Below are 25,623 nucleotides of genomic sequence, written 5' to 3'. Positions count from 1 at the left end.
TCTCCTATTCCCAGCAGATTCCCGGCATTTTACGGATCTTAACCTCATCCGGCGCGGTCACACCGGCATGTATCGTACCGTCCTCTTCCTGTCTCGCCGAAAGACGGACCTCGCCGTAGGGCGTGGGAAAGCTTCCTCTCACCCATTTAAGCCCTCCCAGTTTGGGTTCCGCTTCAATCAGCCTGCATCCTGGCTCCAGTACTTTTAAGCCCAGAACATTCTCTGTCAGCCAGGGAGTGACGCCCGACGCCCATCCGTGGCAGAGGCTGTGCCGGTACCCTTTGTAACAGTATCTGCCGAAGGTTCCGTGAATGTCTACCTCCTCCGGATTTTTGATCAGGCTGTCGATGGGAGCCGCATGTTCCATCCATTCCACATCAAAATCCTCCCAGAATGTGGTGGCTCCCAGATTGAGCATCCCGCCCCAGTATTCCCGGACACAGTCCAGACAACCCTCGAGATCCCCCGCCATTGCCCGTGCGGTCAAAATATAATATCCCATAAAAGTAGACATTCCCTTTGCCCCGCCCGCCTTCAGCAGTTTCTCATTTGCGGTATCCGCGTCCAGGAGTCCCGCCATGACCAAAAGAGCGGCGGCTTGTTTGGAATCTTTATAATCCGCCGGATATTTTCTAAGCTTCACCAGGTCTTCCCCGCAGCGCAGTTCATACTCTTTTTCTCCCAGGATCTGAAAGATCCGCTTAAGCTTTTTCGTGGCGATCGTATGCAGCGCCTGGAGCCCCGCATCCACCACCACAGTGTCCGCATGGGAAGGCCAGTCCAGGAAACGGATCTGGGGGGTGGTATCTTTACCGTTTTCATCGATGGAAGCCGAGAGCTGATCGCAAAGGCCCAGCAGATAATCACGGTTGGACTTTAAGTATTCCAGGTCGTTGGTGTGCAGGAAATAATCATGGAGAATGAGAATCCACCACATGGAATAGGCTGGGTAACCGTTCATCCATCCCGGCAGCGGTGTCTCCGCTTTGACGAACTCCAGGCTTCTGGTGATGCTTTTATCAGAACCAAATACCGCCTGTATCGTAGTGATCTCGGGATGCATGTCCCCGACCCACACAAGCCGGTCCCTTTTAATCCCGTCCCAGATGTAGTCCTGCATATTCAGATGTACCGTATACGCTCCTGTATACCAGATACGGTTCAGCAGCTCATCGCTGCATTGAAAGCTCCCTCTGTACGGTACATCCTTGATAACCAGTACCGCTTTTACGGTTTTTAAGACCAGCTCCGCCTGTTCTTCCAGCAGGTCCAGCCGTACAAAACGGAATCCCGTCTCCCCCACCGGCGTCATGCTCATACTGCTGATATTCGTGACTATATCCCGGTTGGCATGATCATTGGTGGCATTCTTGTCATCCCCGATATCGCTCATGGCTTCCATCGCGGATTCACCAAAACGGATCCTGACTTTTGTCCCCGTTCCATTACTCTCTTTCCACGCGGATATGATAATTCCCCCATGGATTTCCATCCCAAAGTCCAGTAGCACGCCGGCCCTTTTCCCGTTATTTCTTAGAATGCAGGGATTCTTGGCCTCCAAAGATATCTGAACAGAACGGTCCAGCAGCAGCGCGCTGCTGTTTTCCACCTGCGCGCCCTCCCCTTCTGTCTGCCACAATATTTTCCGGGGGCACAGATAGACGCGTTTTCTCACATCCTGCTCGGCGGCCGGCCGGGTATTATTTCCATACATGTCAAAAAAACTTTGACCGTCATTATTCATCTTCATACTTAAATTTCCTCCAGTGGCGCATTCACTGCGCCTTATTTCCACTTCAACATCCGATGGGCATAGTATACGGAGCCCAGAATCAGAATCCCGGAAATAATCATATTAAACTGCATAGAGCCAAAGACCATCTCTCCGACCACAAGCTTCACCCGCTCCATCCGGGAAATCAGCCCGGAACCGGCAAAGCTCCCGATAAACCCTCCGCAGGCGGTCACCGCAGTGGCAAGTCCCAGATAGGCCATAGCCTGTTCCGGTTTTATATAATCGTAAGGAATCATAAACTGTGAGGTAACCAGTCCGGTGGAGATCAGTCCGCTGGTAAGAAAGATTACCAGGATCAGCCCTATCGATTGTGACGTCACAAGGGGCCATATAAAAAACTGGATACCCAGCGCTGCCGTGGTAACCAGCAGAATCCGGTTCCAGCAGATCCGGTTGGCGATTCTTCCCCATATGGGTGCGACCAGCATCTGCACCAACACCTGCAGCGACGTCAAAAGCATTACATGGGTAAATGATAAATGCAGCTTATCCAGCATATACGCATTATAATATGGATTTGCCATATTAATGGCCAGGTTTAACCAGAACATATAAAAAAGGAATCTCCCGAACTGCCGGTCCGACCGAAGGCAGTCCGCGTACTTTTGAACAGACTGCTTTTCCTGCGCCGGGCGCAGTTCCACATAGGGAATCTTACGAAGGATTCCATAGTCCGCCGCGGCAATCACCGCTGCCGCAAAGAACACCGCCGCAAATCCGATATATTCCCTATCATTCGCTCTTAATTCATCAATCAGAATCCCGCCCACGAAAGACAGCACGGTGGTAATGGCAACCACGATCCGGTCCCGTCTGGCAAAAAAGGTTCCCTGCATATGGGTATCCACCGTATTTACCATCCAGTAATTCAACCGGATACCGGAACTGGCGGCGATCGTGTAGGCAAAGGTAAGGATCACTACCGCCATCGCGGTCCGGGCGCTGAACATGCCCGCTATCCGCACATCTCTCCCCGGAAGGAACACAGGGATCATGATAATGCTCAAGATCAGCATCCTCCCTGCGAAGACCATCCGGTTAATGGTCTTGCCGGAATCCGGAAGCCTCGACCAGATCCGTTCCAGCATTAACTGGAAGATATTTGCCAGCAGGGGGATGGACAGCACGACGCCTACTTTTGAAGGCGCCACGCCCAGATACAGCAAAAACCCTGTCATCAGCACCCCGGAAACCAGGCTGTTATATACGGATGCCATTACCTGAGAAGAGAGAAACCGTCTCTGTTCCGGGCGGAATGACCCCGCATCCTTCTGACGCTCACTTTTCATATTTTAACCCTTTACGGCCCCTACCATCATTCCCTGAACATAATATTTCAGACAGCTGGCCGTTGCAATCAGCAGAGGGATGGTGCCGATGATAAAAGCCGCGGCAATCAATCCCATATCATTGGTCCCTTTCCCGGCTGCGTTGTTAAACACGATCTGGCAGAAGGTTTTCACGTTATCGCCGCCGGTAATGGCGATGGTGGGCCAGATATAGTCGTTGTACATGGCGACTACCGAGGTGATTCCCACGGTAATCAGAATCGGTTTGGACAGCGGCATGGCGATTCTGGCAAACATGCCGAACTCTCCCGCTCCGTCGATCCTGGCCGCCTCAAAGATATCGCCGGGCAGTTCCCGGAAAAAGGATTCCGCCAAAATGATACCCATCACCTGCTGCCCGGCCACGTAAGGGATGATCAAAGCCCAGAACGTATCCACAATGTGCAGCCCTTTCACAATATGAAAATTCGGAATAATCAACAGGGTATAGGGGATCATCATGACCGCCAGGATAAGGGAATACAGCACTTTTCTGCCTTTGAATTCCATCCGCCCGAACGCGTAGCCGGAAAGCGCCACGATGATAATAATAAAAAACAGGGAAATCCCGCAGACATAGATCGAATTCAATACCGGCTTGAAGATGAATTTCAAGGCTTTTGAGAAATTCATCCAGTACACAGGATTCGGAAGTCCCAGAAAATCATTGGTAATCATGACATTGGGCTTTAAGGACATATTGATCAGCATTAGAAACGGAAATGCCGTAGTAATTAAAAGCAATATGACAACAAGCCTGGACACTACGTAGCCCGGCGTTATTTTTCTTTTCACTCCCATGTCATTCACCATCCTTTAACAATTTTCTGGAAACCATGGTAAGCAGTATGATTACAAGGAACAGGACCACTCCCAGAGCGGAAGCGTATCCGAAGTTTCCGTCCCCGAACGCTACCTTGTACATCTGAAGGGCGGGTATCATGGTCGCAAAGCCCGGTCCCCCATTGGTCGTGGCTGCCACCAGACCAAAGCCCGACAGACTGTTGATCAGGGAAAGGGTCACTACGATTTTTGTGTAAGGCTTGACATTGGGCAAATGAATGTCCTTTACCACATTCCAGTTCGTCGCGCCATCTACGATGGCCGCCTCATAGAGTTCCTCTCCGATCATATTGAGTCCCGAGTGAAATATCAGGAAATACATGCCGGACACAAAGGGGAACCCGATCAGTACGATGGCGAACAGCGCCGTTTTTTCATCGTTAAGCCAATTATGTATCCATCCGTTTGCACCGATTTTCTGCAAAATAGTATTAAATCCAAAATTCGGGTTATACAGGTATTTCCAGATCAGAATTACTACGATAGAGGGAACCAGCATCGGGATCACAAACGCGGTCCTTATAAATCCTGATATTTTCTTATGTTTGATAAAAAACAGCAGTTCCGAAGCCAAAAGCGGGAAGAACACGCTGAAAAATACGGCCGCCACCGTAATCACGACCTGATTTTTAAAGGATGTCAGAAACATCTCATCATGAAACGCATCCACATAATTGCGGATTCCGATAAAGTTTGAGCTTTTATCCGTAAAGGAGGTAAATACGGCGTTCCCTATGGCATAGTATGAGAATACGGCCAGCAGAATCACCGTAGGCGCTATAAACAGATAAGGGATCATCTTTGCACAAAATGTTTTTTTCATAAATTCCTCCAGCTGCCGCAGTCCCTGCGGCCTATCTGCATCCGGCATTACCCTTTCGCGATATTGCCGTTTTGCAGTTGCTTCTTTTCATCGTATTTGCTATAATAAACATGCTGTTCTCTTATGGGTAATCGTTCCACCGGTCCCAATACTTTGTGAGAGCAGTTTTTTATAGCTCCTGCCCGCGAAAGGCAGGAGCTATTTTTAATTCTATTTCGCAGCATCCAGGGTCGTAGGGTCCAGATCAAATCCGGCGCTTGCGATGCCCTCATCCGAATATTTGTCGTAATAGGGTTTTAACTGCTCCAGGAATTCGCCCGCATCGATTTTGCCTCTGCTCAGGGAATTCACAAGATCATAAAATTTGGGCATATCCGCCTGGGTGACTCTGGTGAATCCGGTCAGGCCGTCCCAGTCTCTCGCGGTTCCCTCCGGTACGAATCCGTCTAATTTCTCCTGCAGCTCCGCGCTTAAGGTGACTCCCGCAATTACACTGGGGCCCTGGATAAAGTTACCGCTTGCCAGTGTTTCTTCATAGGTGGTCTGGGCCTGCTTCGGAGAATACCAGAATTTGTAGAAATCCTTGACTCTGGCCATGTGGTCCTCGCTGTCTTTTTGAACGATCGCCATCTCGTTCCCCAGTACGAAGAGTCCTCTCAAGGTATTTTCCAATCCCTGAGGCGCGTCTTTGAAGGACGGGAACTGGAAGGTCGACCACTGGAACTGCTTATCCGCCGGAAGCTGGTTGATGTCGTCCAGGATCTTCCCTGCATTGAAACTGCCCTGCAGCAGCATGGGGGAGTTCCCCATCTCGAAGTCGGTGATCATCTGGCTGCTGTCCACTCCTACCCAGTTTTCCGGGAAGAATTTTGCCACCTTGCTGAAGGTATCCCAGATCGTCTTATTGAGTTCCGTATTGACACTGTTTTCTTTCCGGTACATCGCGACTCTCTCATCGTTATTGACGATGTCTTTATCACATTTTAAATTGCTGGGATCCCATTTAAATCCTTCGTTGGCTTTCATGGTCGCTTCATCCCACACCGCATCCCCGGGCTTTGTCAGGAACTGGTCTTCTATGGTCCGATAACCGGAATCCGCGATGGAATTTAAGAACCAGCTGGATTCCAGACCGGCTGCGATCGGGTTTTGGTATCCTTTGTCCTTAAATGTCTCGCAGGCTGCGATCAGATCCTCAAAGGTCTGGGGCACCGCCACGCCTTCCTTCTCGAATATATCTTTATTATAGAAGAACGCTACGCCGATCTTATCAAAAGGCAGGATTCCCATTTTCGATCCGCCTGTTTTATTCAGTGCGATGGCCAGGTCGTTGGGATCAAAAACGTCCCGGACCAGTTTCCCGTCGTTATAAGGATTCACTTCATCCAGCATCGGAGCCAGATCCGTCAAATATCCTTTTTCAAACGCCACGTTCCAGCTGCTGGCGGTCAGTGCGTTTACTACAAAATTCCCATGCACGATGTCCGGCGCGTCATTTTGATCTGCGCTAAATGCCGTCTGCATCTTGGTCATATAGGCGTCGTTATCCGATACTACGTCCACCACCACTTTCGTCTCCGGGTGAAGTTCCATATATTCTTCCGCCAGTTTCTTCTGGCCTGCCGTATAGTAGTTGTTGATAACGCTCAAGACAATGGTATCTTCCTTTGTGGTATCCCAGGCCGCGTCGGAATCCTGCGCCGGCGTCCCGGTCTGTTCCGCCGTATCCGCTGTTTCCTTCGGCGCGCCGGCGTCCGGCGTTTCACTTTTATTTCCACAGCCTGCCAGCATGGCCGATACGGTCATAGCCCCCACTAACAATAAAGCTAAGCTTCGGTTTCTTTTTCTCATTTTTCTTCTCCTTTTCTCTTACGGGCATATCGCATCTTTTCTTTCACTGACTTTCTTGGTAATCGTTCCACCGGTCCCATGATACAGTGCGTACAGTTTCGCCTCCTTACCGTATATTTGCCACCCGTTTCTTTTTTATATCATCTGCATTTTGCAGTTGATTGTCCTTCCACCAGTTCCAAATCGTTCTGGAAATATCCTGTGCTGCCCCGGCTCATATTCGTATAGAGCAGCTCGAAGGCTTTTTTCCCAAACTGAATCTTATCCATGGACATGGAGGTAAGCGTCGGCTCCCAATACTGTCCATAGGAAATCCCGTCGAATCCCATCACCGATACATCCTCCGGAATCCGAAGTCCTCTCGCCTTCAGCGCCTTCATAGCCCCCAACGCCATCAGGTCATTGACACAGATGACCGCCGTGAATTTTCTGCCGGAATCCAACAGTTCATTGGCATAGTGGAAACCGTCCATCATATCGGTGGAGTATGGAAATTTACCGTCAAACAGCAGGCTGTCTTTGCAGGGAAGGTTTAACTTTTCCACCATCTCCCGGTATCCGATGCTTCTCAAGTCATAGGGAAGGTTTCTCCCCAATCCGCTCAGGTAGGCAATATCCCGGTGTCCCAGGTCATACAGGTACTGCATTGCGATATGCATGGCTTCTATATGGTTATTTTCTATCGATGACACTTTTCTGAAATCAGCGCCTACATTGCCGCTGACGATCACTTTGATCCCTTTATCCACCAGATGATACAGTTTATCGATCTTAAACTTATAGGGAATCGCCGTGACAAACACCCCATCCAGCCGTCTAATAATAAAATTGTCAAAGTAATCGTCCAATTTATTAAAACCGGTACAGATATTTACAAAATATCCCTTCTCATTGGCCGCGCTCTCAAAGCCTCTGACAATATCCCCAAAAAATGGATTAGAAATATTCTCCAGCACGATACCAATCTGCATGGTTTTCTTCATCACCATGCTCCGGGCGATCATATCCGGCCGGTAATCCAGCTCTTTGATCGCCGCCCTGACCCGGACTGCCGTCTCTTCCTTTACCTTATTGTTCTCATTCAATACATTTGATACGGTCGCGGAAGATACTCCCGCCAGCCTTGCCACATCCGCCCTCGTCACTTTCAAAGATCGTCACCGTCCCTCGATAATTTATACGTGTAAATTATTTTTAAAAAGAAAAGAAGATCGGATTCCTCTTCATTCTTTCCACATCCCGGTGTTTTTCCACAATTTTCATACAGTTCACGGGATATCTTTATGTATTTTTTGTTGTTTTCTGCGTTTATCATAGCATTTGAAAGAAATATTGTCAATCCTATTTTTTACACGTGTATATTTTTATTGACTTTTCTTCGGCACCATGATACCTTCATCTTATATCACACGAAATACTCTGAAAAACAGGAGGAATGTACCATGAATCCACTATTACCTCTCCGGCATTTTGTCCCGGATACCGAAGCCAGGGTCATGCCTGACGGCCGTTTGTACCTTTACGGTTCTTATGACATCAGCCGGGAAACCACCTATTGTTCCGATATACTGCATGTTTTCTCCACCGATGACCTAATCCATTGGACAGATCACGGCGTAGCGCTGCGCAGCCAGGATATTCCCTGGGCTTCCAAGGGGCATCTTCTGTATGCTCCGGATTGCATATACCGGGACGGAACCTATTATCTGTATTTCTGCATGACCGGTTCTTATGAGGGAGTCGCCGTCTCCGACAGCCCCGCCGGCCCTTTTCACGACCCGGTTCCGATCACCCCTGCCGACCAGGACAGTATCGATCCCGCGGTATTCATCGATACCGACGGCCAGGCCTATTACTTCTGGGGGCAGTTTCATTTACGCGGGTCAAAATTAAACCCAGATATGAAAACCCTGGACTTGTCAACCTTGAACACCTGCATCATAGATGAAAAAGAGCACGGCTTCCATGAAGGCATCTCAATCCGAAAGCGAAATGGCATCTATTATCTGTTATATACCGATATTTCCAGAGGTAAGGCTACCTGCATCTCCTATGCCATGTCCCGTTCGCCGCTGGGACCTTACAAAAAAGGCGGCGTCATTATCGACAACATCAACTGTGATCCTGAAACCTGGAACAATCATGGCTGTATGGCAAAATACAAGGGCCAGTGGTACATATTTTACCACCGTTCCTCCCAGAACTCCAAGTTCAACCGGCGTGTCTGCATAGAGCCCATCTTCTTTGATGAGCTGGGATACATAGCCGAAGTCCCCATGACCAGCCAGGGAGCTGAGCCTCCCCTGTCTGCCGCGGCCCCCGTATCTGCGGCTCTCGCCTGCCAGATGATGCATGGTCCGTACATAATCCCTTCTGCGGATAACGAGATAGAAATCCTGAGCCATGCCACAAACGGCAGCTGGGCGGCTTACCGCTTTCTCGCCTTTGACGGCCCCCATAGTTTCTCCATAACAGCGGCCGCCGCCATTAATGGCGGAACCGTGGAGATCTGGGCCGATTCCCTGCTGCTTGGTTCCTGTCCCGTGACCCCAACCGGAGGCTGGGACATCTTCCGCACCTTTTACTGTGCCGTAACCCCCGTCTCGGGAATAAAAACCCTGTATCTGGTCTTTCGCGGAAACGACCTGGACCGGCGGCTTATGGACGTGAAGGAATTCCGCTTTTACAGGGATTATGCATCCCCCGCTTGCTAATGAAGGGTAAATGCGCTAAAATATAAATAGCAAAGGGTCCGCGGAGTGTGTCCGCCTCTTCATCCGTGTATCAGAAAACCTTATGGCAAGGTGGTATGTTATGGATAGGGAAAATTTAGAGAAAGCCTATGAACAGGCATTGGCTGAGTTGGCAAAGGCAAAACTGGAAGTGGAAATGCTGACCAACACAGTAAACGGCGGTACCGCCCGGCTGGCAGTGGATGACGGAATGAGAATCATCGCTGCCTCCGAGGGCTATTACCGCATGACCGGATATACCGAGGAAGAAAGCTTTGACCCACCGTTCTTCCGAAGAGGTGTTAATCTTGTTTTGCCGCAGGATCTTTCTGTAATCACATCTGCGATCAAGAAGCTTTCCCGGGACGAACCTATCCAGATTTCATACCGGATTCGAAAAAAGAACGGGACGGTCGCCTGGAATTTTGCTCACTGCTCACGCATCAATCAATCGGGTCCGGAGCGGACCATCGATGTCTTTTTCTTCGATATTACCGACACCAAGCAAACAGAGATTGAACTGAAAAACCTGCTCGACAACATCCCCGCCGGTGTGCTGCGGGCTTCCGTCGGCGACGGCATTCACGTACTGTTCGCCAATCAGGAATTCTATCGCCAGACCGGGTATGCGCAGACGGAGTTTGCCGGGAAGGATATCGATAACCAGTATCTTCGCGTTGTACATCCGGAGGACCGGGATCATCTGCTGGAGCGGGCCAGGGCTTTCACCGAATCCCAGTACAGATGTATGGGGATAGAGTACCGGATTATCACCAAAGACGGACAACTCCGGTGGATGTGGGCCACAGGCTCGCGGTTGAGCGATCTCAATGAACCCGCGTCGGTTCTGCAGGGAATTATCAAGGATATTACCGATGAGCGGCAGCAGCGGCTGGATGTAGCCCTGAATGAGGAGCGCTACCGGATCATCTCTGAGCAGACAAAAGAGACCGTTTTTGACTGGGATCTGGTTCAGGACCGCATCCAGTTTTCACCGGTATATCAGAAGATGTTTGGCTTTATGCCTCCTGCGGACCTTCCTGTGCGTAGTCTGACAGACTACGATATTATCTATGAGGAGGATAAGCCGCAGGTCACCAGGATGATAGACTCTATATTAAACGGGGCCTCCTATGCGGAAGCGGAATATCGGGCCAAATGCGCCGATGGTTCTTATCTATGGTGCCGGAACCGGGTTACCACCATTTTCGGAGACAATCACAGGCCGGTCCGGGCGATCGGGCTGTTAAGCGATATCAATGATTATAAGCAGACCGCTACGGTTCTTCAGAATCAGGCCATGCGGGATTCTCTTACAGGCCTGCTCAACCGTATGGCTTTCCAGCACAGTGTAGAGCGTATTCTTCAGGAGTATCCCTCCGGCAGCCATGCGTTTTTACTGTTTGATGTGGACCAGTTCAAGAGCATCAACGATACCATGGGGCACGCACTGGGGGATGAAGTGCTGAAGAACATTGCTTCTATCCTGGCGGACGAACTCCGCTCATCGGATCTGTTCGCCCGGATGGGCGGCGATGAGTTCGCTGTCTTTATGGTAAATATAGCTTCGGCGGAAGCCACCCTTAAGATCGCCCACAGGCTGCGCGCCAGGATCGGCGAACTGGCCGGATTGACCGGCCTTAAAAACCAGACTACCATCAGCCTGGGCATGTCGGCTTATCCGGCGGATGCATCCACTTTCGAGGAACTCTATAAGCGGGCCGACAGAGCCCTGTATGAAGTAAAACATAAAGGAGGCAACGGGTGTCTGCGTTATTTCTGATAAGCGATTCTCTCTGATCCGTCCTCCAGATAAATCACTCCGCAGCGCGTGAATCCATTCTTTTTGAGGGTCCGCTGCATCGGAATATTCTGTCTGTGGGTATCGATCCGTATGCTGCCGCACTGGTCATAACACCAGCCTATACAAAAGGTGGCCACACCTTTGGTCCCCTGTTTTGAGGTGATCCGGTGAATGATGCCGTAGGGCAGTTCATTGATCCACCCGCCTTCATAGATCTTCCGGTAAGTGGGTTCCTCCCCCTTTTTAAAATAAAAGGTGCCGACGATCTCCCCGTCCTTCTCACATACGTAGCTGTTCCCCTCTTTTATATCGTTGATAAGCAGATCCTTTGGCGGATAGGCCGTTCCCCACTGATCGGGATTTCCGCTCTCTGCCATGAAAGCTCTCGCTTCCCGGAATAATTGCAAAATGGTGTTCAGATCATTGATTGTAGCTTTTCGAATCTCCATAGACTCCTCTTTTCAGCGCTTTCCTGTATCCCGGATTTTCCGGCATATGCCGACCGGGCCGCGCATTCTTCTGTTATTTTCGTATTATTTTAAATTGTATGAGCAGGCTTGTCAACCAGCCGCGCTGCCGCCGCTTGGCGGCATTTCTGCCAGCTAACAGATTCCCATTGTCTTGTTACGGCTTTTGCAGTTTGATCTCTCTTTGGTTCAGCGTGCCGATATAGCGCCCTATCCTCTTATAATGGTAATCGTTGGTAATATCGATATCTTCCTCCTCATCGTTCAGGGCTTTTAAGATTCTTCGTTCCTTATATTTATAGACCCGCCGGACAATGAGGTATCCGTCTTTTAGGAACATCCAGATTTCTCCGTGTTTGGGAATATAATCGTCTATATACTGGAAGCACAAAATAGACTCCGGGAAGAAAAAGGGCGTGAACTTATCCGTATTCAGAAAGACACAAAAGGTGGTCTGCATAGTAAATATGTTGTTGTCTGTCTCAACCATATATAATTTCTTTCCGGAGTATTCCGCCAACTCCCCCCGCCAGTTCAGGAACTCATAGCAGGTAAGCACGGTTTTATCTTTGTTCTTTAAATAGATCATGCGGTCGTATTCCACGTTTATCAAGAATTTTATGTATTCCTGCCTGTGTTTTGGCAGCATTTTATAGCGGTAAAAATATTCTTCCAGCTGATAGGGGACGCGTGTCTCTCTGCCAAACAGTTCATCCATCGAACACCGAAGCGCATTTGAAATCGCCTCAATTGCCTGGCAGCCGGGATTTTTCGTAATGCCGCTTTCAATCTTAGCCAGCGTACTCAGCGGAATTTTGCTGGCGTGTGACAGCATTTCCAACGTAAATCCTCTGGCTTTCATGATTTCTTTCAATTTTTTATGATCCATTTCTTTTGTCCCTTCCGCTTTTTTATGAAACCTTGGTATTCCAAATTTGGACATTTTTTGACCGGTGTGGTAATTGACTTCATTATAGTACTTTTCTTATAATTAAATCTATTCCTACAATGAATCTATAAGAAGGACGTACAAGAAAGGAGTTATGGTCATGGTAACTAAAAACATTCAGTTGGTGGTTCCTAAGGATTCTTCTCTGCAGATCATAGTCTTGTGTCAATCAAAAGACCGGCTCACCGTGTTGGAACTTCCAAATACCATCTCAACACAATTGCCGGACCATTCGCTTCTTCTTCCGAAAGAGCATATTTCCTCTTTGGAAATTGCCCCGCTCATCCGCAAACTGGGATTGTCTCCCAATCTAAAAGGGTACGGTTATCTGCGCAAAGCGATCGAAACATCCCTTCGTTATCCGGACACCGCTATCAGTATTACCAAAATGATCTATCCGCAGGTAGCCCGTACTTTCCATACCACCGAGGCCTGTGTGGAGCGTTCGATCCGTCATGCCATTCAGGTAATCTGGACAAAAGGAGACCGGGATTTTTACCGCCAATTGTTCCCGGACAACGCCGGACACAAACCAACCAACAGCCAGTTCATTTCCCTGTTTACGGAATATTTGAAAAGGCGGGAAGACCACACGATACTCACCTATCAGCCATCCGATTCATAATTCAAAGCTTTTATACTTTTTTACCTTCTATATGTCAAGTATACATTCTTCAGGCTTCTTATCCGTTCGAAGCCCTTTGAAAACGGGCTGCCTCAATCCCCCGCCGGCAGTCCGTTCCATATATTTTACCACACATACCAGTTCGGGTTCGATCCAGTACGCTTCCTCATTTCCTCTGGGAACCGTCATTCCCGCCGGAGGCCCTGACAGCCGTTTTTCCCGGCGTATCCGTGTAAAATCAGGGCCGGATACCCCCAAGGTCACATGTCCCTGATAGATCAGTTTTCCATCCTGGAACTGGCCCAGGATCAGGCTGCTTACATGATCCGACTTGTCGATCCAGCCGCAGACCACGAAGTCCTCATCCTGCAGATTTTTTATTTTAATCCAGTCTTTTGTCCTTTTTCCGGGAATATAGATACTGTCCTTTAATTTCGCGACGATTCCCTCCAGCTCATTTTCCTTCGCCAGGCGGAAAAACTCTACGCCCTTTTCTTCTATAAACCGCGACAACGCCACTCTCTCATTTTCCTTCAGATTTTTCGCCAGCAATTCTTTGCGTTCCAGAAGCGGCCGGTGCACGATCTCTTCCCCTTCATAGTATACCATATCAAAAGCGACAAAACTGGCCGGAGACCTTTTGGCTTCCAGCTCAATCTTAAACTTGTTTGACATCAGGCTCCGGCGCTGGATCGCAGAATAATCCGGGCGTCCGTTCACCATCATCATCAGTTCCCCGTCCAGAATGCACTTTTTTCGTACCTGCTTATGCATATCTGCCAGTTCCGGAACCTTGGGGAGCATTTTCAGATCCCGTTTGTTTCTAAGCTCCGTTAATTGGGCGGCCGGGTCCAGATACGCCACGCACCGCTCGCCGTCCATTTTCAATTCATAAATATAATCCCTGCTGTCGAACGCGTCAGCGCTTACACCGATCAGCATGGGCTTTAAGCTTCTTGCCGCGAACAGATCTCTCATGCCGGTTCCGCTTTCTTTCTGGTTCTCTTCTTTTTCGGGGGGCCATCCTGATCTTCCACCTGCCGGATACTTGCCTGCAGCGCATCCATCAGATTGATTACATTAGCCGGCTTTTCATCCGGCGGCGTTACGATCTCCTTGCCGGCGATCTTATCCTCGATAATCTGGCGCAGCCGTACCTGATATTCATTCTGGTACTGCTCCGGTTCAAAGGGCTTCACCATACTGTTGACCAGGGTTTTCGCCATGGTTAGTTCCGCATCGTTTAATTCCGGCTGCTCCGGTTCTTTGGGCATTTCTTTAATCTCATCATAAAAGAAGAGTGTTTCCACCAGAATTCCGGTATCCGTGGGAATCAGGGCCAGCAGTTTTTCCGTCTGCCCGATCACGGTTTTGGCGATGGCTACCTTCTCTTCGGACAGCATGGCTTTGCGCAGCAGCTCATAAGCTTTATCGCCGCCCGCCTCCGGTACCGCGTGATAGGTTTTATCATAATAAATGGGACGGATATTTCTCATCTCCGTAAAATGAAGGATATGGATGGTCTTATCTTTTTCCGTCTTCGCTTTCTCAAAATCCGCGTCCGTCATGGTTATATACTGTCCGGGGGAGAATTCAAATCCCTTGATTATTCCGTCGGCCGCCACTTCCTTGCCGCAATTCGCGCAGACTTTCTTGTACTTTACCCGGGAACCGTCCTCCCGGCACAATTGATTAAAGTGGATATCATTATTCTGTGTCGCTGTGTGAAGCGCTACCGGTATGTGAACCAGACCAAACGATATCGCTCCTTTATGGGATGCTGCCATTTTTATCACCTCGAACTTAGTATGCGCAGCGCTGGAGGTTTGCATTCATTTTTTTACTAAGGGCCGGAGAGGGAGGACGCGGGGGGCACCGGGAGCGGGCGGCAAGCCGCTTCGGCCGGGCCTAAGAACGGGTAACTCCGATGGCGGGAGAACCTCTTATTGGCAGGGTCCGGTACAAACTCGCCAAAGGACGGCTCGGACAGTGTCCCGGGCCCTGCGAGGTTCTCCCACCATCTGCGTAACCCGTTCTAAGGCCTGGCCTCAAGCGGCTTGCCGCCCGCTCCCGGTGCCCCCCGCGTCCTCCCGCTCCTGCTTTGGTGATAAATGAGATGCTGGCGATTTCGGGGTTGTATTTTTGCGATATTGTTTGTATATATATATGATGTTTTTTTTAAGGTGTCTTATTGATAGTAACTATTTTCCAAGCTATTGGTGCGAATATTACCAGGAAAGAACTTGTTCTATTTGTATAATTATGCTAAGATGATGATAAATTTTTTTAAAGGAGTCCTTTTTGTGTTATCTGTTTACCGTAATGAACTGAAGTATTTGTTGAGCTGGGAACAGGCTGTGCAGTTGGAGGAACAGATCGGTCAGGTTTTGGAGCCGGATGAGTTTTCCAGCCAGGGGGCTTACCGGGTAAAGAGCCTGTATTTTGATACTATTTATGACGCGGATTTTAATTCCCGTTTTTATGGAGAGTATTACCGGAAGAAAATACGGCTTAGGATTTATGATGAGAATGAGCCGTTCGCTAAATTGGAACTGAAGGAAAAGGAAGACCATTATCAGCACAAGACCAGCCTGACTTTGTCCAGGGAACAGGCGGTTCGCCTTATGGACGGCGACTACGGCCTGCTGCTGGATCTGGAGGAGGAGGCGGCGCTTCGCCTCTATTCCCTGATGATGGGCGAGGGGTACCGTCCGGCGGTTATTATCGAGTATGACCGGCGGGCCTTTGTATATCCGCTGTTTCATACCCGGATTACTTTTGATTCCGGAATCAGGAGCAGCGAGATGGACCTGGATCTTTATCAAAAAGAGCTTCCCTGGAACCGGGTCAGTTCGGAACAGGTCGTGCTGGAAGTGAAATATGACCAGCAGCTCCCGCCCTTTCTGTCGAGCCTTTTCCGCAAATATTCCCTGTCCAGGCTTTCCGTCAGCAAGTACGGAATTGGCCGCCCTATTTATCAAGAATATATTTTTTAAAGGAGTGTAAGTATGTCAAAAAAAGATATCCTGTCCTGGTTTTATACCAACAGTACAGCCCTGACAGCCCGAGACATCGCGATTATCCTGTGTATCGGCCTGCTCTGTTCCGCGGTTATTTTCCTGACTTATAGATTTACCTATAACGGGGTAACCTATAATCCGAAATTTAATTCTTCGAATGTGATTATTCTGCTGATTACCGTTGTGATCATGCTGATGATCAGCAGTAATATCGTTATATCCCTGGGTATGGTGGGCGCGCTCTCCATCGTACGGTTCCGGACCGCGATCAAGGACCCGAGGGATACGGTTTTTATTTTCTGGTCTATCGTGGAGGGGCTTTGCGTGGGTTCCCGGAACTTTAAGCTGGCTTTGATATCGGTATTATTCATCGCCCTGGTTATTTTCGCTTTTCATCTCTATGTGCGGAAATGGAATTCTTATCTGCTGGTCATCCGCGGCTCCCAGACGGCTATGGATGCCGCCCGGATTCAGTCGGTGCTGAAACCGTCGGTTACTTCTGTGCGGGTGAAAGCGGTGAATCAGACGGATTCTTCCTGTGAAATGATATTGGAGACAAAGGTAAAGGGAACGCTTTCAAAGGAAAATCTGGAGGTTTTACATAGCATCGAGGGAGTGAAAAGTTTCCACTGGATGCTGCAAACCGGCGAAACCATAGGATGATGTATATATGAAGGAAAAACTGCTGAAATTTTCTAATCCCAGAAATAAAAATTGGTGGCTGTTTACCGGGGCTCTGGTTATCTTTGTGCTGGCTGTGGTTTTGTTTACCCTGACGGAGGAAAAGGACGCCGGCAGCCTTCAGGAATATGTAAAAAACGGAAGCGTGGAGTACAGTGTCGCCGACACGTTCCTGACTGAAGATACCGAATTGGCGCTTACGGCCGATGCGGTTTATAGTTCGTCCTATGATATTTATTATACGCTGGACGGCAGCACGCCTGATCTTACATCTTCCTTATATGAGAAACCGCTCCTTTTGGAGGCCGGGGATACGGTCCGCGCGGTACCGGTAAAAGCCAGGGTTTGTTATAAGAATACGTTGAGCGATGTGGTGACCAAGACCTATTTTGTCGGAAAGAATGTGGACCAGCGCTATACTACCCTGATCGCCTCGATTACCACGGATCCTGAAAATCTCTATGATCCGGTCACCGGTATCATGATGGAGGGGCCCAATACGGAGTACGGCTTTAAGAATTTTGACCAGCGCGGCGACGAATGGATACGCGACGCCAACGTGGAAATGTTCGACGAAACCGGAGAGAAAATAATAGACCAAAAGATCGGTCTGGGCATATCGGGGGGATACAGCGCCAATTATTTTCCCAAATCCCTGAAATTGGATGCCAACGAGATCTATGATAAAGAAAACCCCAAGTTTGAATATCCCTTTTTCTCCACGGATGAAACCGTTTCGTCACAGTCCGCCGGCCGTAAGTTTAACCATCTGGTTCTTCGAAACAGCGGAAATGACCTGTACTCTACTCTGATCCGGTGGAATCTGGCCAGCTCCCTGGCCAAAGAAATCGGCCTGACTCCCGTGATGTCCGCAAGACCGGTGACCGTGTACTTAAACGGCGAGTATTACGGCCTGCTGCAGATGCAGGATTCTTATTCTTCCTATAATCTGGCCCAGCAGCTGCATGTGGAAAAATATGAGGTGGAAAAATTCGAAAGCTCCGAGCGGGAATGCGCCGAAGCTGCCGGTTACGCAGAATATCTGTATTCCGATCTGAATGTCGCTTCGAACCGGGAACATCTGGAAGAACTGGTCGATATGGATAATTTTCTGACCTACTACGCCTTCCAGCTCATGGTGAATAACTTTGACTGGCCCCAGAAAAATTATGCCGCTTATCGGACGAATCAGGAAGGAGCCGACAACCGGGTCCGTTTTCTCCTGTTTGACACGGATTATATGTACAACCTCTATGACACCCCCGACCGGGCGCAGGAGCTCTTCGGAGAGATGCTGGTATACCCGGAAAATGACAACAACGCCCTCTCAAATGTTTTAAAGTGTCCCGAATATGAGACCCGTTTTGTCAACATTATCACTTCTCTTATGAGTAATATTCTGGACCCGGAACATCTGTTGGAGCTGATCGACCGCTATAGCCAGGAGATCGCGGCAGAGATCGGGTATATGGAAGACGAAAGTCCGGATGCTGAGATACGCGGCGTTGCCGGAAACTGGGATTCTGAGATAGCCCGGCTAAAGTATTATGCGAAAATCCGAAACGAGGAAGTATCCGACTGGCTGGACACGCTGTTTGAGGTGGAGGATCTCTACACGGTGACCATGGTGCCTTCTGAGGGCGCGGATCTTAGCTTTGGCGCCGTCCGGCTGACGCCTGAGGATTCGGAGTGGAACGGATACTTTTTCCAAAGCCATCCACTTACGGTGACCTGCGAGACCTATCCGGGTTACGAGTTTGACCACTGGGAAGTGAATCACCGGACCGTCACATCCAAAGACCTGGTCATATCCCCGGATATGCTCCTGGAAGGGGATAATCAGGTCCGGCTGGTTACCCGCAGAATCAACGGGGAGGGGCCGGTGATCAGCAATGTATCCGCCGCCAGCGTGGATGACTGGATTGAGCTTTATAATCCCTATACGAATACCATAAAGCTTCGGGATTTCTATCTCTCCGACAACCGCAGTGATCCGCTGAAATACCGCTGCCCGGAGACAGAGCTGGAACCCGGGGAAACCCTGCGGCTTTACGGCAAGACCAGTCCTGTGCTCAACCATTATCTGGTGAATTTTAATCTAAAAAAAGGCGAAGTGCTGACTCTGTCAGATGCCGATGGAATGGTTCTGGATCAGGTTACGATTCCGAAGATGTCCGCGGATGAAAGTTACGGGCGCTATCTGCATGGGAATACCTGGAAGTTTTTTGGGAAACCGGTAGAATAGATGATATGAATAGACCATCCAAAGAATTATTCTTTCCCGCTGCGTATTTCTCTGATATAATAAGAGCTGACAGTGATTCTGCCGATCTAATGCAACATACATGGCACTCAACAAGGAGGATACGAAATGATCATCAAGGGTTTTAAGATGAAGCTGTATGAGGGTATGGCCGAAGAATACGAGAAACGTCACAATGAACTGTGGCCGGAAATGAAGGATATGATCCATGAGCATGGCGGCCGGAATTATACGATTTTCTGGGATAAGGAGACCAATTTCCTGTTCGGTTACATCGAGATCGAAGATGAGGAAAAATGGGCCGCCGGAGCGGATACCGCGATCAACCGTAAGTGGTGGGACTTCATGGCTTCCGTCATGGAAACGAACCCGGATAACAGCCCGGTAACGGTGGATCTTAAAAACGTATTTCATTTGGATTAAGCATAAATAACCCTGTTCGTGTTGCGGTTCTATTAGCCGCGGCACGGACAGGGTTATTTATATTGATTGCCGTTCTTTCTTTTACCGGTTCAAAGCTTTGAATATACCGGTCAGGCCCGCCTCGTCTACTCTTCTGCGGATCTTTTCCGTATCTGTCGTATACAGATTAAGCTTTTTCATACGGGTGAAGTAACAAGAACCGGAGAACGTGTACTTTCTGCCCATCCCCTCTTCGGTTGCCATCTCTTCTTTTACATATGCGATGGCATCTCCTATAGCCAGGCTGCGGGGGAGTTCTAATAGCGCAAGTCCCTCAGCGTATCTCACGCTGTTGTATCCGGCCAGCGCCCCTGTTGCGATTGCCTCGGTATGGCCCACCAAAAGCCCCGCTTTCTCCCCGGCGCAAAACAGGTTCTCCGCATCCGTCACCTTCAGCGTATTTTCCCTGGGAGCCATCGCAAAATACCGCATGGAGTTTCCTTTGCCTCCGGCGTAGGGGTCCTCGTACCGGGCGTTTTGAAATCCCGGAATCGGATGCAGCTTCTCTAATGGATAATAGGGCGTCATAAGCTTCGCGTGCCCTGTGTCCAGCAGGATTATATTGTCTCTGAATTCAGGAAGCGCATATTGCTGACAGCATTTCAAGTCCAGATGATCGTCGATCAAAGCTTTGGGAATCGGAATGATACAGACGCCTTCCTGGTCCAGCCTGCGGATGATTTCGGGAGAGAGGGATTCTTTTAAGAGCTTGCAGGAACCGCTCATAGCGCCGGTGGAACCGTCTTTTTTTCTTCCCTTGTACTCTTCTATGCCGGTCAGTCCGGTCAGGGAAACTCTTCCTCCGAAGCTTGGACAGCGCAGGACGCACATCGCGCAGCCATTTCCGTATTTCGTACAGCAGTTCATAGGACCTGCCGTACCGGTCGCGTCGATAAAGACGTCTCCTGCATAGGTCCTGTCCTTGTCATCCGTGACGTGAATGATCCGCCGGTTCTCCATTTGGATATGCGATATGCGGGCCTGAAAGACCAAATGAATGTCCTGTTCTTCCAGATACCGCCTTACGGCGCCCTCGATCCTGCCGATATCGTACAGATCCGCGTGCTCATGGCCTGGAAACCGGATGTTTCTATGCCGGATGTTCTGATCGATCACCTGGAACAATTCTCCGGCCCCCAGCGCGATCAGTTCTTCTGTGGCGGTAAAACGGCCGTTATTTCGCATAATCCCGCCTGCGAGGCCGGTGCCTAACAGCATATCCGTGCGCTCCAGCAAGGTGACACAGGCCCCCAGCCTGACAGCTTCCGCCGCGGCCGCACAGCCGGACCAGCCTCCCCCCGCGATAACCACTTTTTTCATATTTTTCAGCCTTCTCCTCTCATCCTTGACTCAAATCCGGAATTATTTTCATCCAGAATTACTTTCATCCGGAATTACTTTCATCCGGAATCACTATTTCTTACACCCGGAAGAGTCTTTACGGATATTATATGAAAGACGGACGGCTAATATTTATGACTTAAGCTTATATCGGCATGTTCCGGATCAATTCCACCAAAGACTGCACATTTTCCCCGGTCGTGGCCCAGCTGGTGCAAAAACGCACCGCTGTGTTTTTCTCATCGATGGGCTCCCATATTTCGAAAGCCGCATGTTCGGAAAAATATTGCATCTGCGCCTGCGTAAGGATCGGGAACTGCTGATTCGTCCAGGAGCTGACATAGAGCGGAATCCCCTTATCTTCCAGCGCTCCGCGGATTTTAAGAGCCGCGTCCACCGCGTTTTTACAGATCTTCTCATACAGATCATCCTCAAACAGGACATCGAACTGGATACCCAGCAAACGTCCCTTCGCCAGCATACCGCCATGCTGCTTCATTATGTATCGGAAATCTTTTTTTAAGCTCTCCCTGGCGATGACCACCGCCTCTCCGAAAAGGGCTCCGCATTTTGTGCCGCCGATGTAGAATACGTCGCACAGCCTGGCGATATCAGGAAGAGTGAGGTCGTTCCTGCTGCCGGCCAGTCCGTAACCAAGTCGCGCGCCGTCCACATACAGGGGCAGCCCATACTTTTGGCAGGCGGCATACAGGCTGGTCAGCTGTTCCTTCGAATACAGCGTTCCGCTCTCCGTGGGAAAGGAGATGTATACCATGCCGGGCTGGACCATATGCTCCCTGCTGGTGCTGGCGGCGTGGGCTTCACAGTATGCCGCCACCTGCTCTGCGGTAATGGTGCCGTCTTTGGATGGCAGGGTCAGCACCTTGTGTCCGGCCGCCTCGACGGCTCCTGTCTCATGACACGCGATATGGCCGGTATCGGCGCTGATGACTCCCTGATGCGCTTTTAAGATGGATGCGATCACTGTCGCGTTCGTCTGCGTACCTCCGACCAGGAAATGAACATCCACCTCTTCTCTGCCGCAGGCCTTTCTGATTTTCTCCCTGGCGCCTGCGCAATAATCGTCATTCCCGTATCCCGGCGTCTGCTCCAGGTTGGTTTCCGCCATTTTCTCCAGAATTTTGGGATGGCATCCCTCTACATAATCACTTTGAAAATAAATCATTTCTTCCTCCCTGCATGCATATTCCCGCATGCCAATTCCAATTGTATTTCCCATTATACAACAGGAGAGGGATTCCCACCAACGAAAAAAACCGAAAATCCGGCAAATCATTCCAAAATCCGATAAATCCTTCTAAAACCAGCGGTAGTGGGGCTTCGCTTCTCGGAAAAACCAGTACCGCAGGTAATCATCCAGGACAATTCCCACGAATGATAAAAAGAACCACAGAATGGTAAACGGAAGGCAGATCTGCCCCATCAGGTTAAACGGCACCGCGCCGTAATCCCAGACATTCCATCCAAGCTTGATATTTAACAGCCAGCCGGTAAGGAATTCCAGCCCCGTTATGATACCGGCCGAGGCCAGCATCTGCGCCCACACCGGAAAGCGCAGAGAATATCTGGCGTCCAGAAGCCCGATCAGCACGAAACAGATCCCGCCCAGCACCGCCATACTCCAATGGGAATACCCACGGAACATTATTTCCATCAGATAATACACGCCTCCGCCAACGCCGAACAAAAACGGCAGTTTTGAAATTTGTCTCCACATTGCCTTCTCCTCCTTTTTAATCATTTTCTCCCTACAGCCCCGGAACCATTACGGTAATTAAATCCAATTTGAAACAGAATTGGGTTGCTTTGCTTTTATTTCCATACTATAATAAAATAAGTGTTTCCCAATACATAGAAGATCAGGTGTTATCATGAAAAACAATACAATATGCAGAAAAAATACCAAAGGTTTTACTTTAACGGAAATGATCGTGGTTCTGGTAATCATTGTCATACTTATCGCTCTTTTAGTCCCCACTCTGGTGGGATATATCGACAAAGCGAAGGAAAAAGAGGCCATCGCGGAATGCCGCAGGGCGGTCGTCTCCACCCAGACACTGGCTTCTGAAAAATATGGCCTGGACAATGAAGTGTCCGGCGGTATCGCATTCCTGGCCAAGTATAAGGATGAAATATTTGAACTGGCCGAGCTGCCCGATAAGGCGCGAATCAGCTATCTGTCCTTCCAAAACGAAGGAGCTTCCGCGGATGGAGCCTCCCGTTCCATCTCCATGCTCAAATTCACATCCTCCAGCAATATCAAAGTAATCTATGACGCTTCCAAGGATCCCAAGTACCGGATTGACTGGGAGGATGCCGGCGCGGGCAAATACTTGTCCGATGCGCAGGAATTGTGGGGCTCCAAAGATTATATTAACAACGACAAACTCTGGGAGGCGTTCCTAAAAGACAACAGCGACGCTCCTCTGACGGATACGGAAGTCCAGCTGATGAACGAATTCGCGGAAAAATTTGGCTGTACCCTGAAAGTCGATCCCAACACCCTGCAGTGGCGGCCGGTGCTGGTCCGTGGAACCGATACGGTATTACTGTTCACCCCTTCCGATCCTGTCACACATAAGAATCAGAATACGCCGGTATTTTACGACGGAAATAATTTTTATTATTACGTCCGCAAAGATTATAAGGGAAATCTTGAGATTAACCTGAGCGCCGTGACTATGGATAACGCACAGCGGCTGATCGATAACGCTTTGTCCAGCAAGACGCTGAACACGGATGATATCGCTCCGAATCAGGGTGCCTGGGTCAAATACGAGCCGTAAGCCTTAGCGTCGCGTAGGATTATCCATTCCGGCTAAGCCGTATTAATAGGAAATGAGTAAAAGCCATGATCTCCTTTTTACAGGTAATCATGGCTTATTCTTTTGTCTGCTTCACAGGAGCCTTTTGTATTGTTCACATTTCTCTTTTTTCATCCTCATCTCCGGCCGCAACCATAAGAGACATTGTGATGACTCCAAGACAGGCCCCGCCAATCAAACAGAGTATATAACCCATAGCATTTCCTCCTTCTCTACCGTTTTCATCTTTTGGTAAGCCTAAAAAGGAATAAAGAACCGGATTCGCGTGGTCCTTCTCTAATATCTTCTCTGTTCCGTACGGGAATATGAGTTTTAGAAATAGCAATATTTAACTGTCTAAAAATGTATAAATGGAATATTATTTTCACAGGATATTATTTTCACAGACTCTTGACACGTTAAACACAAATTCTACACAAATAAAGAGTATATTATGAATTGCAAAAGCAAATAGCTTTTTCATCCTAACACTTTCTTTTTCATATAAGGCGGCATCTGAAAAATGCCGCCCCCCCTCTTTTTTCAGTTTTCCCACACACTTTATTTTGGCATAAGATTCAAAAGCGCCGCCTTCGCCTGTTCGATGGCCAGGCCCTTTGTCCTCCAGATTTCATACTCACTCAGGGAAGGAAGTCCCATGTTCACGCCTGTCTTCCGGTATTCCATGGAACTTTCCAGTGTTTCTTTCCCGGACATATGAAACTGGGTCAGGGGCGCGGCGGCGCCGGCCTTTGTAATCACGTCCGCGCATACGCCTCCGGCCGCAAGGATATGTATCCGTCCTTTAGCCGCAGCCGCAAGCTCCTGCAAAAGCTTAAGCCCGTTCAGGCAGCTATCCTTCTGTCCTGATGTAAGGATCGTGTCAATTCCGAGCCGGACGGCGGCTTCCAGCGTCTCAAATGGATCCGCCGAGACATCGAAGGCCCGGTGCAAAGTGACCTTCATGCCGCCTGCGCTTTCCATCAGAAGCTTCATCCTCTCTATGTCCAGACTGCCGTCAGGTTTTAAAACCCCGATTACCACCCCATCCGCGCCCAAACGTTTAAACTCCAGAATATCCTTCCGGATCACTTCAAATTCATCATCCGTATAACAGAAGTCCCCGAACCGGGGTCTGACCAAAACCCGGATTACGGTGTCACAGCATTCCCGGATATGGGTAAACACCCCGATACTGGGCGTGATTCCTCCAATGATCAGCCCGGAGCACAGCTCCAGCCTGTCGGCGCCCGCCTCACAGGCAATCCGCGCCGAATCCGCGGAATCCACACAAGCCTCCAGAATATATGGTTTCATACTACTTCCTCCTTAACGTATCATCTTTCCTAAAGCAAATGATACCGGCCTCACAGATTATGCAGCCGGCAATGTTTAAGAGTATATCGTTTACAATGCTTTTCATTGATGAAACCTATTGTAGAGGAAAATCTGGTGTCATACAAGACCTTGGAGCATAAAGTTTTTACCTTTGTCTGCGGACTGGCGCAAGAGATCACCAGGACCATGCCGGAAAGTTATGATGCTTCCGCTTGCAGAACACTATTGGCAGCATAAAAGATTCTTAACGATATCTTAGCGTGCAAAATAATAGAAATTGTATATAATAGAATTATAAGGAGGCGGTTAAAATGTTAGAAACCTTACTCGTTTCTTTTACATTGCTTATCGTCTTAACAAAATTTGGTTTACCTCTTTTCTATTGGCTCAATCAATGTTCCCGCCATTGATCACCACGAAAAGTGCCGGCAGCTTCCCGCCGGCACTTTTTATTGCTATGAGCGCTTAGCGGCTGT

Annotated in this window: 22 protein-coding genes; 8 read left to right on the top strand and 14 right to left on the bottom strand. The window is 49.2% G+C overall.

From position 1 onward, the window contains the following. Positions 1–4: 4 nt before the first annotated feature. From KTH89_RS04785 to KTH89_RS04760, 6 genes are all read right to left on the bottom strand, one after another. Positions 5–1,750, bottom strand: coding sequence for an alpha-L-rhamnosidase-related protein (locus KTH89_RS04785; protein ID WP_238720886.1), 1,746 nt, complete (start codon positions 1,748–1,750; stop codon positions 5–7). Between the two features lie 35 nt (positions 1,751–1,785). Beyond that, positions 1,786–3,084 (bottom strand): MFS transporter, encoded by a 1,299-nt coding sequence (locus KTH89_RS04780; protein WP_158344793.1) that lies wholly within the window; start codon positions 3,082–3,084, stop codon positions 1,786–1,788. Between the two features lie 3 nt (positions 3,085–3,087). Further along, complete coding sequence (locus KTH89_RS04775; RefSeq protein ID WP_238720884.1) at positions 3,088–3,924, bottom strand: carbohydrate ABC transporter permease; 837 nt, start codon at positions 3,922–3,924, stop codon at positions 3,088–3,090. Between the two features lies 1 nt (position 3,925). Continuing rightward, positions 3,926–4,789, bottom strand: coding sequence for a carbohydrate ABC transporter permease (locus KTH89_RS04770; protein ID WP_238720882.1), 864 nt, complete (start codon positions 4,787–4,789; stop codon positions 3,926–3,928). A gap of 210 nt (positions 4,790–4,999) precedes the next feature. Further along, entirely contained in the window at positions 5,000–6,640 is a 1,641-nt protein-coding gene (locus KTH89_RS04765; RefSeq protein ID WP_158344787.1) for an ABC transporter substrate-binding protein, read from the bottom strand. 140 nt (positions 6,641–6,780) lie between these two features. Further along, positions 6,781–7,785, bottom strand: a complete 1,005-nt coding sequence (locus KTH89_RS04760; protein WP_238720917.1) for a LacI family DNA-binding transcriptional regulator — start codon at positions 7,783–7,785, stop codon at positions 6,781–6,783. A gap of 297 nt (positions 7,786–8,082) precedes the next feature. Here KTH89_RS04760 and KTH89_RS04755 point away from each other — a divergent pair, with 297 nt between their 5' ends. Then, positions 8,083–9,354, top strand: a complete 1,272-nt coding sequence (locus tag KTH89_RS04755; RefSeq protein WP_238720880.1) for a family 43 glycosylhydrolase — start codon at positions 8,083–8,085, stop codon at positions 9,352–9,354. A 100-nt stretch (positions 9,355–9,454) separates the two neighbouring features. Further along, positions 9,455–11,155, top strand: coding sequence for a sensor domain-containing diguanylate cyclase (locus KTH89_RS04750; RefSeq protein ID WP_238720878.1), 1,701 nt, complete (start codon positions 9,455–9,457; stop codon positions 11,153–11,155). On the opposite strand, the gene KTH89_RS04745 is transcribed toward KTH89_RS04750, so the two are convergent. Further along, positions 11,146–11,625 carry a GNAT family N-acetyltransferase gene (locus tag KTH89_RS04745; RefSeq protein WP_238720876.1) on the bottom strand — a complete coding sequence of 160 codons (480 nt, stop codon included), beginning with the start codon at positions 11,623–11,625 and terminating at the stop codon, positions 11,146–11,148. The genes KTH89_RS04750 and KTH89_RS04745 overlap by 10 nt on opposite strands. A gap of 175 nt (positions 11,626–11,800) precedes the next feature. Next, positions 11,801–12,532 (bottom strand): XRE family transcriptional regulator, encoded by a 732-nt coding sequence (locus KTH89_RS04740; RefSeq protein ID WP_238720874.1) that lies wholly within the window; start codon positions 12,530–12,532, stop codon positions 11,801–11,803. A 160-nt stretch (positions 12,533–12,692) separates the two neighbouring features. On the opposite strand from KTH89_RS04740, the gene KTH89_RS04735 reads away from it, so the two are divergent. Beyond that, on the top strand, positions 12,693–13,217 hold the full coding sequence (locus KTH89_RS04735; RefSeq protein WP_238720872.1) for a sporulation initiation factor Spo0A C-terminal domain-containing protein: 525 nt from the start codon (positions 12,693–12,695) through the stop codon (positions 13,215–13,217). A gap of 27 nt (positions 13,218–13,244) precedes the next feature. Here the strand turns inward: KTH89_RS04735 and KTH89_RS04730 are convergent, their stop codons facing one another. Next, a complete protein-coding gene (locus KTH89_RS04730; protein WP_158344773.1) occupies positions 13,245–14,195 on the bottom strand; it encodes an ATP-dependent DNA ligase in 951 nt (316 codons plus the stop codon). Next, complete coding sequence (gene ku, locus KTH89_RS04725; RefSeq protein ID WP_238720870.1) at positions 14,192–15,004, bottom strand: non-homologous end joining protein Ku; 813 nt, start codon at positions 15,002–15,004, stop codon at positions 14,192–14,194. The genes KTH89_RS04730 and ku overlap by 4 nt, the downstream gene beginning before the upstream one ends. Before the next feature lie 516 nt (positions 15,005–15,520). Between ku and KTH89_RS04720 the strand changes: the two genes are divergently transcribed. From KTH89_RS04720 to rhaM, 4 genes are all read left to right on the top strand, one after another. Further along, positions 15,521–16,213: a polyphosphate polymerase domain-containing protein gene (locus tag KTH89_RS04720; RefSeq protein WP_238720868.1), complete on the top strand. Its 693-nt coding sequence runs from the start codon at positions 15,521–15,523 to the stop codon at positions 16,211–16,213. A gap of 12 nt (positions 16,214–16,225) precedes the next feature. After that, entirely contained in the window at positions 16,226–16,900 is a 675-nt protein-coding gene (locus KTH89_RS04715) for a DUF4956 domain-containing protein (RefSeq protein ID WP_158344769.1), read from the top strand. A 7-nt stretch (positions 16,901–16,907) separates the two neighbouring features. Beyond that, entirely contained in the window at positions 16,908–19,163 is a 2,256-nt protein-coding gene (locus tag KTH89_RS04710) for a CotH kinase family protein (protein ID WP_238720865.1), read from the top strand. 126 nt (positions 19,164–19,289) lie between these two features. Next, entirely contained in the window at positions 19,290–19,604 is a 315-nt protein-coding gene (rhaM, locus tag KTH89_RS04705) for an L-rhamnose mutarotase (RefSeq protein ID WP_158344764.1), read from the top strand. Positions 19,605–19,685: 81 nt separating this feature from the next. Here the strand turns inward: rhaM and KTH89_RS04700 are convergent, their stop codons facing one another. The 3 genes from KTH89_RS04700 to KTH89_RS04690 all read right to left on the bottom strand — a co-directional run bounded on the left by KTH89_RS04700 (position 19,686) and on the right by KTH89_RS04690 (position 22,722). Then, a complete protein-coding gene (locus tag KTH89_RS04700; RefSeq protein ID WP_238720863.1) occupies positions 19,686–20,963 on the bottom strand; it encodes an FAD-dependent oxidoreductase in 1,278 nt (425 codons plus the stop codon). Between the two features lie 166 nt (positions 20,964–21,129). Continuing rightward, entirely contained in the window at positions 21,130–22,170 is a 1,041-nt protein-coding gene (locus tag KTH89_RS04695; RefSeq protein ID WP_238720861.1) for a threonine aldolase family protein, read from the bottom strand. A gap of 132 nt (positions 22,171–22,302) precedes the next feature. Next, complete coding sequence (locus KTH89_RS04690) at positions 22,303–22,722, bottom strand: putative ABC transporter permease (protein ID WP_158344758.1); 420 nt, start codon at positions 22,720–22,722, stop codon at positions 22,303–22,305. Positions 22,723–22,876: 154 nt separating this feature from the next. Between KTH89_RS04690 and KTH89_RS04685 the strand changes: the two genes are divergently transcribed. Next, complete coding sequence (locus tag KTH89_RS04685) at positions 22,877–23,791, top strand: prepilin-type N-terminal cleavage/methylation domain-containing protein (RefSeq protein WP_158344756.1); 915 nt, start codon at positions 22,877–22,879, stop codon at positions 23,789–23,791. A gap of 579 nt (positions 23,792–24,370) precedes the next feature. On the opposite strand, the gene KTH89_RS04680 is transcribed toward KTH89_RS04685, so the two are convergent. Then, positions 24,371–25,126, bottom strand: a complete 756-nt coding sequence (locus KTH89_RS04680) for a copper homeostasis protein CutC (RefSeq protein ID WP_238720859.1) — start codon at positions 25,124–25,126, stop codon at positions 24,371–24,373. Positions 25,127–25,623: the final 497 nt, after the last annotated feature.

It is taken from the genome of Diplocloster agilis (assembly GCF_019042275.1).
Taxonomy (GTDB): Bacteria; Bacillota; Clostridia; order Lachnospirales; family Lachnospiraceae; genus Diplocloster; species Diplocloster agilis.
This window is presented reverse-complemented; position numbering and strand designations above follow the sequence as displayed.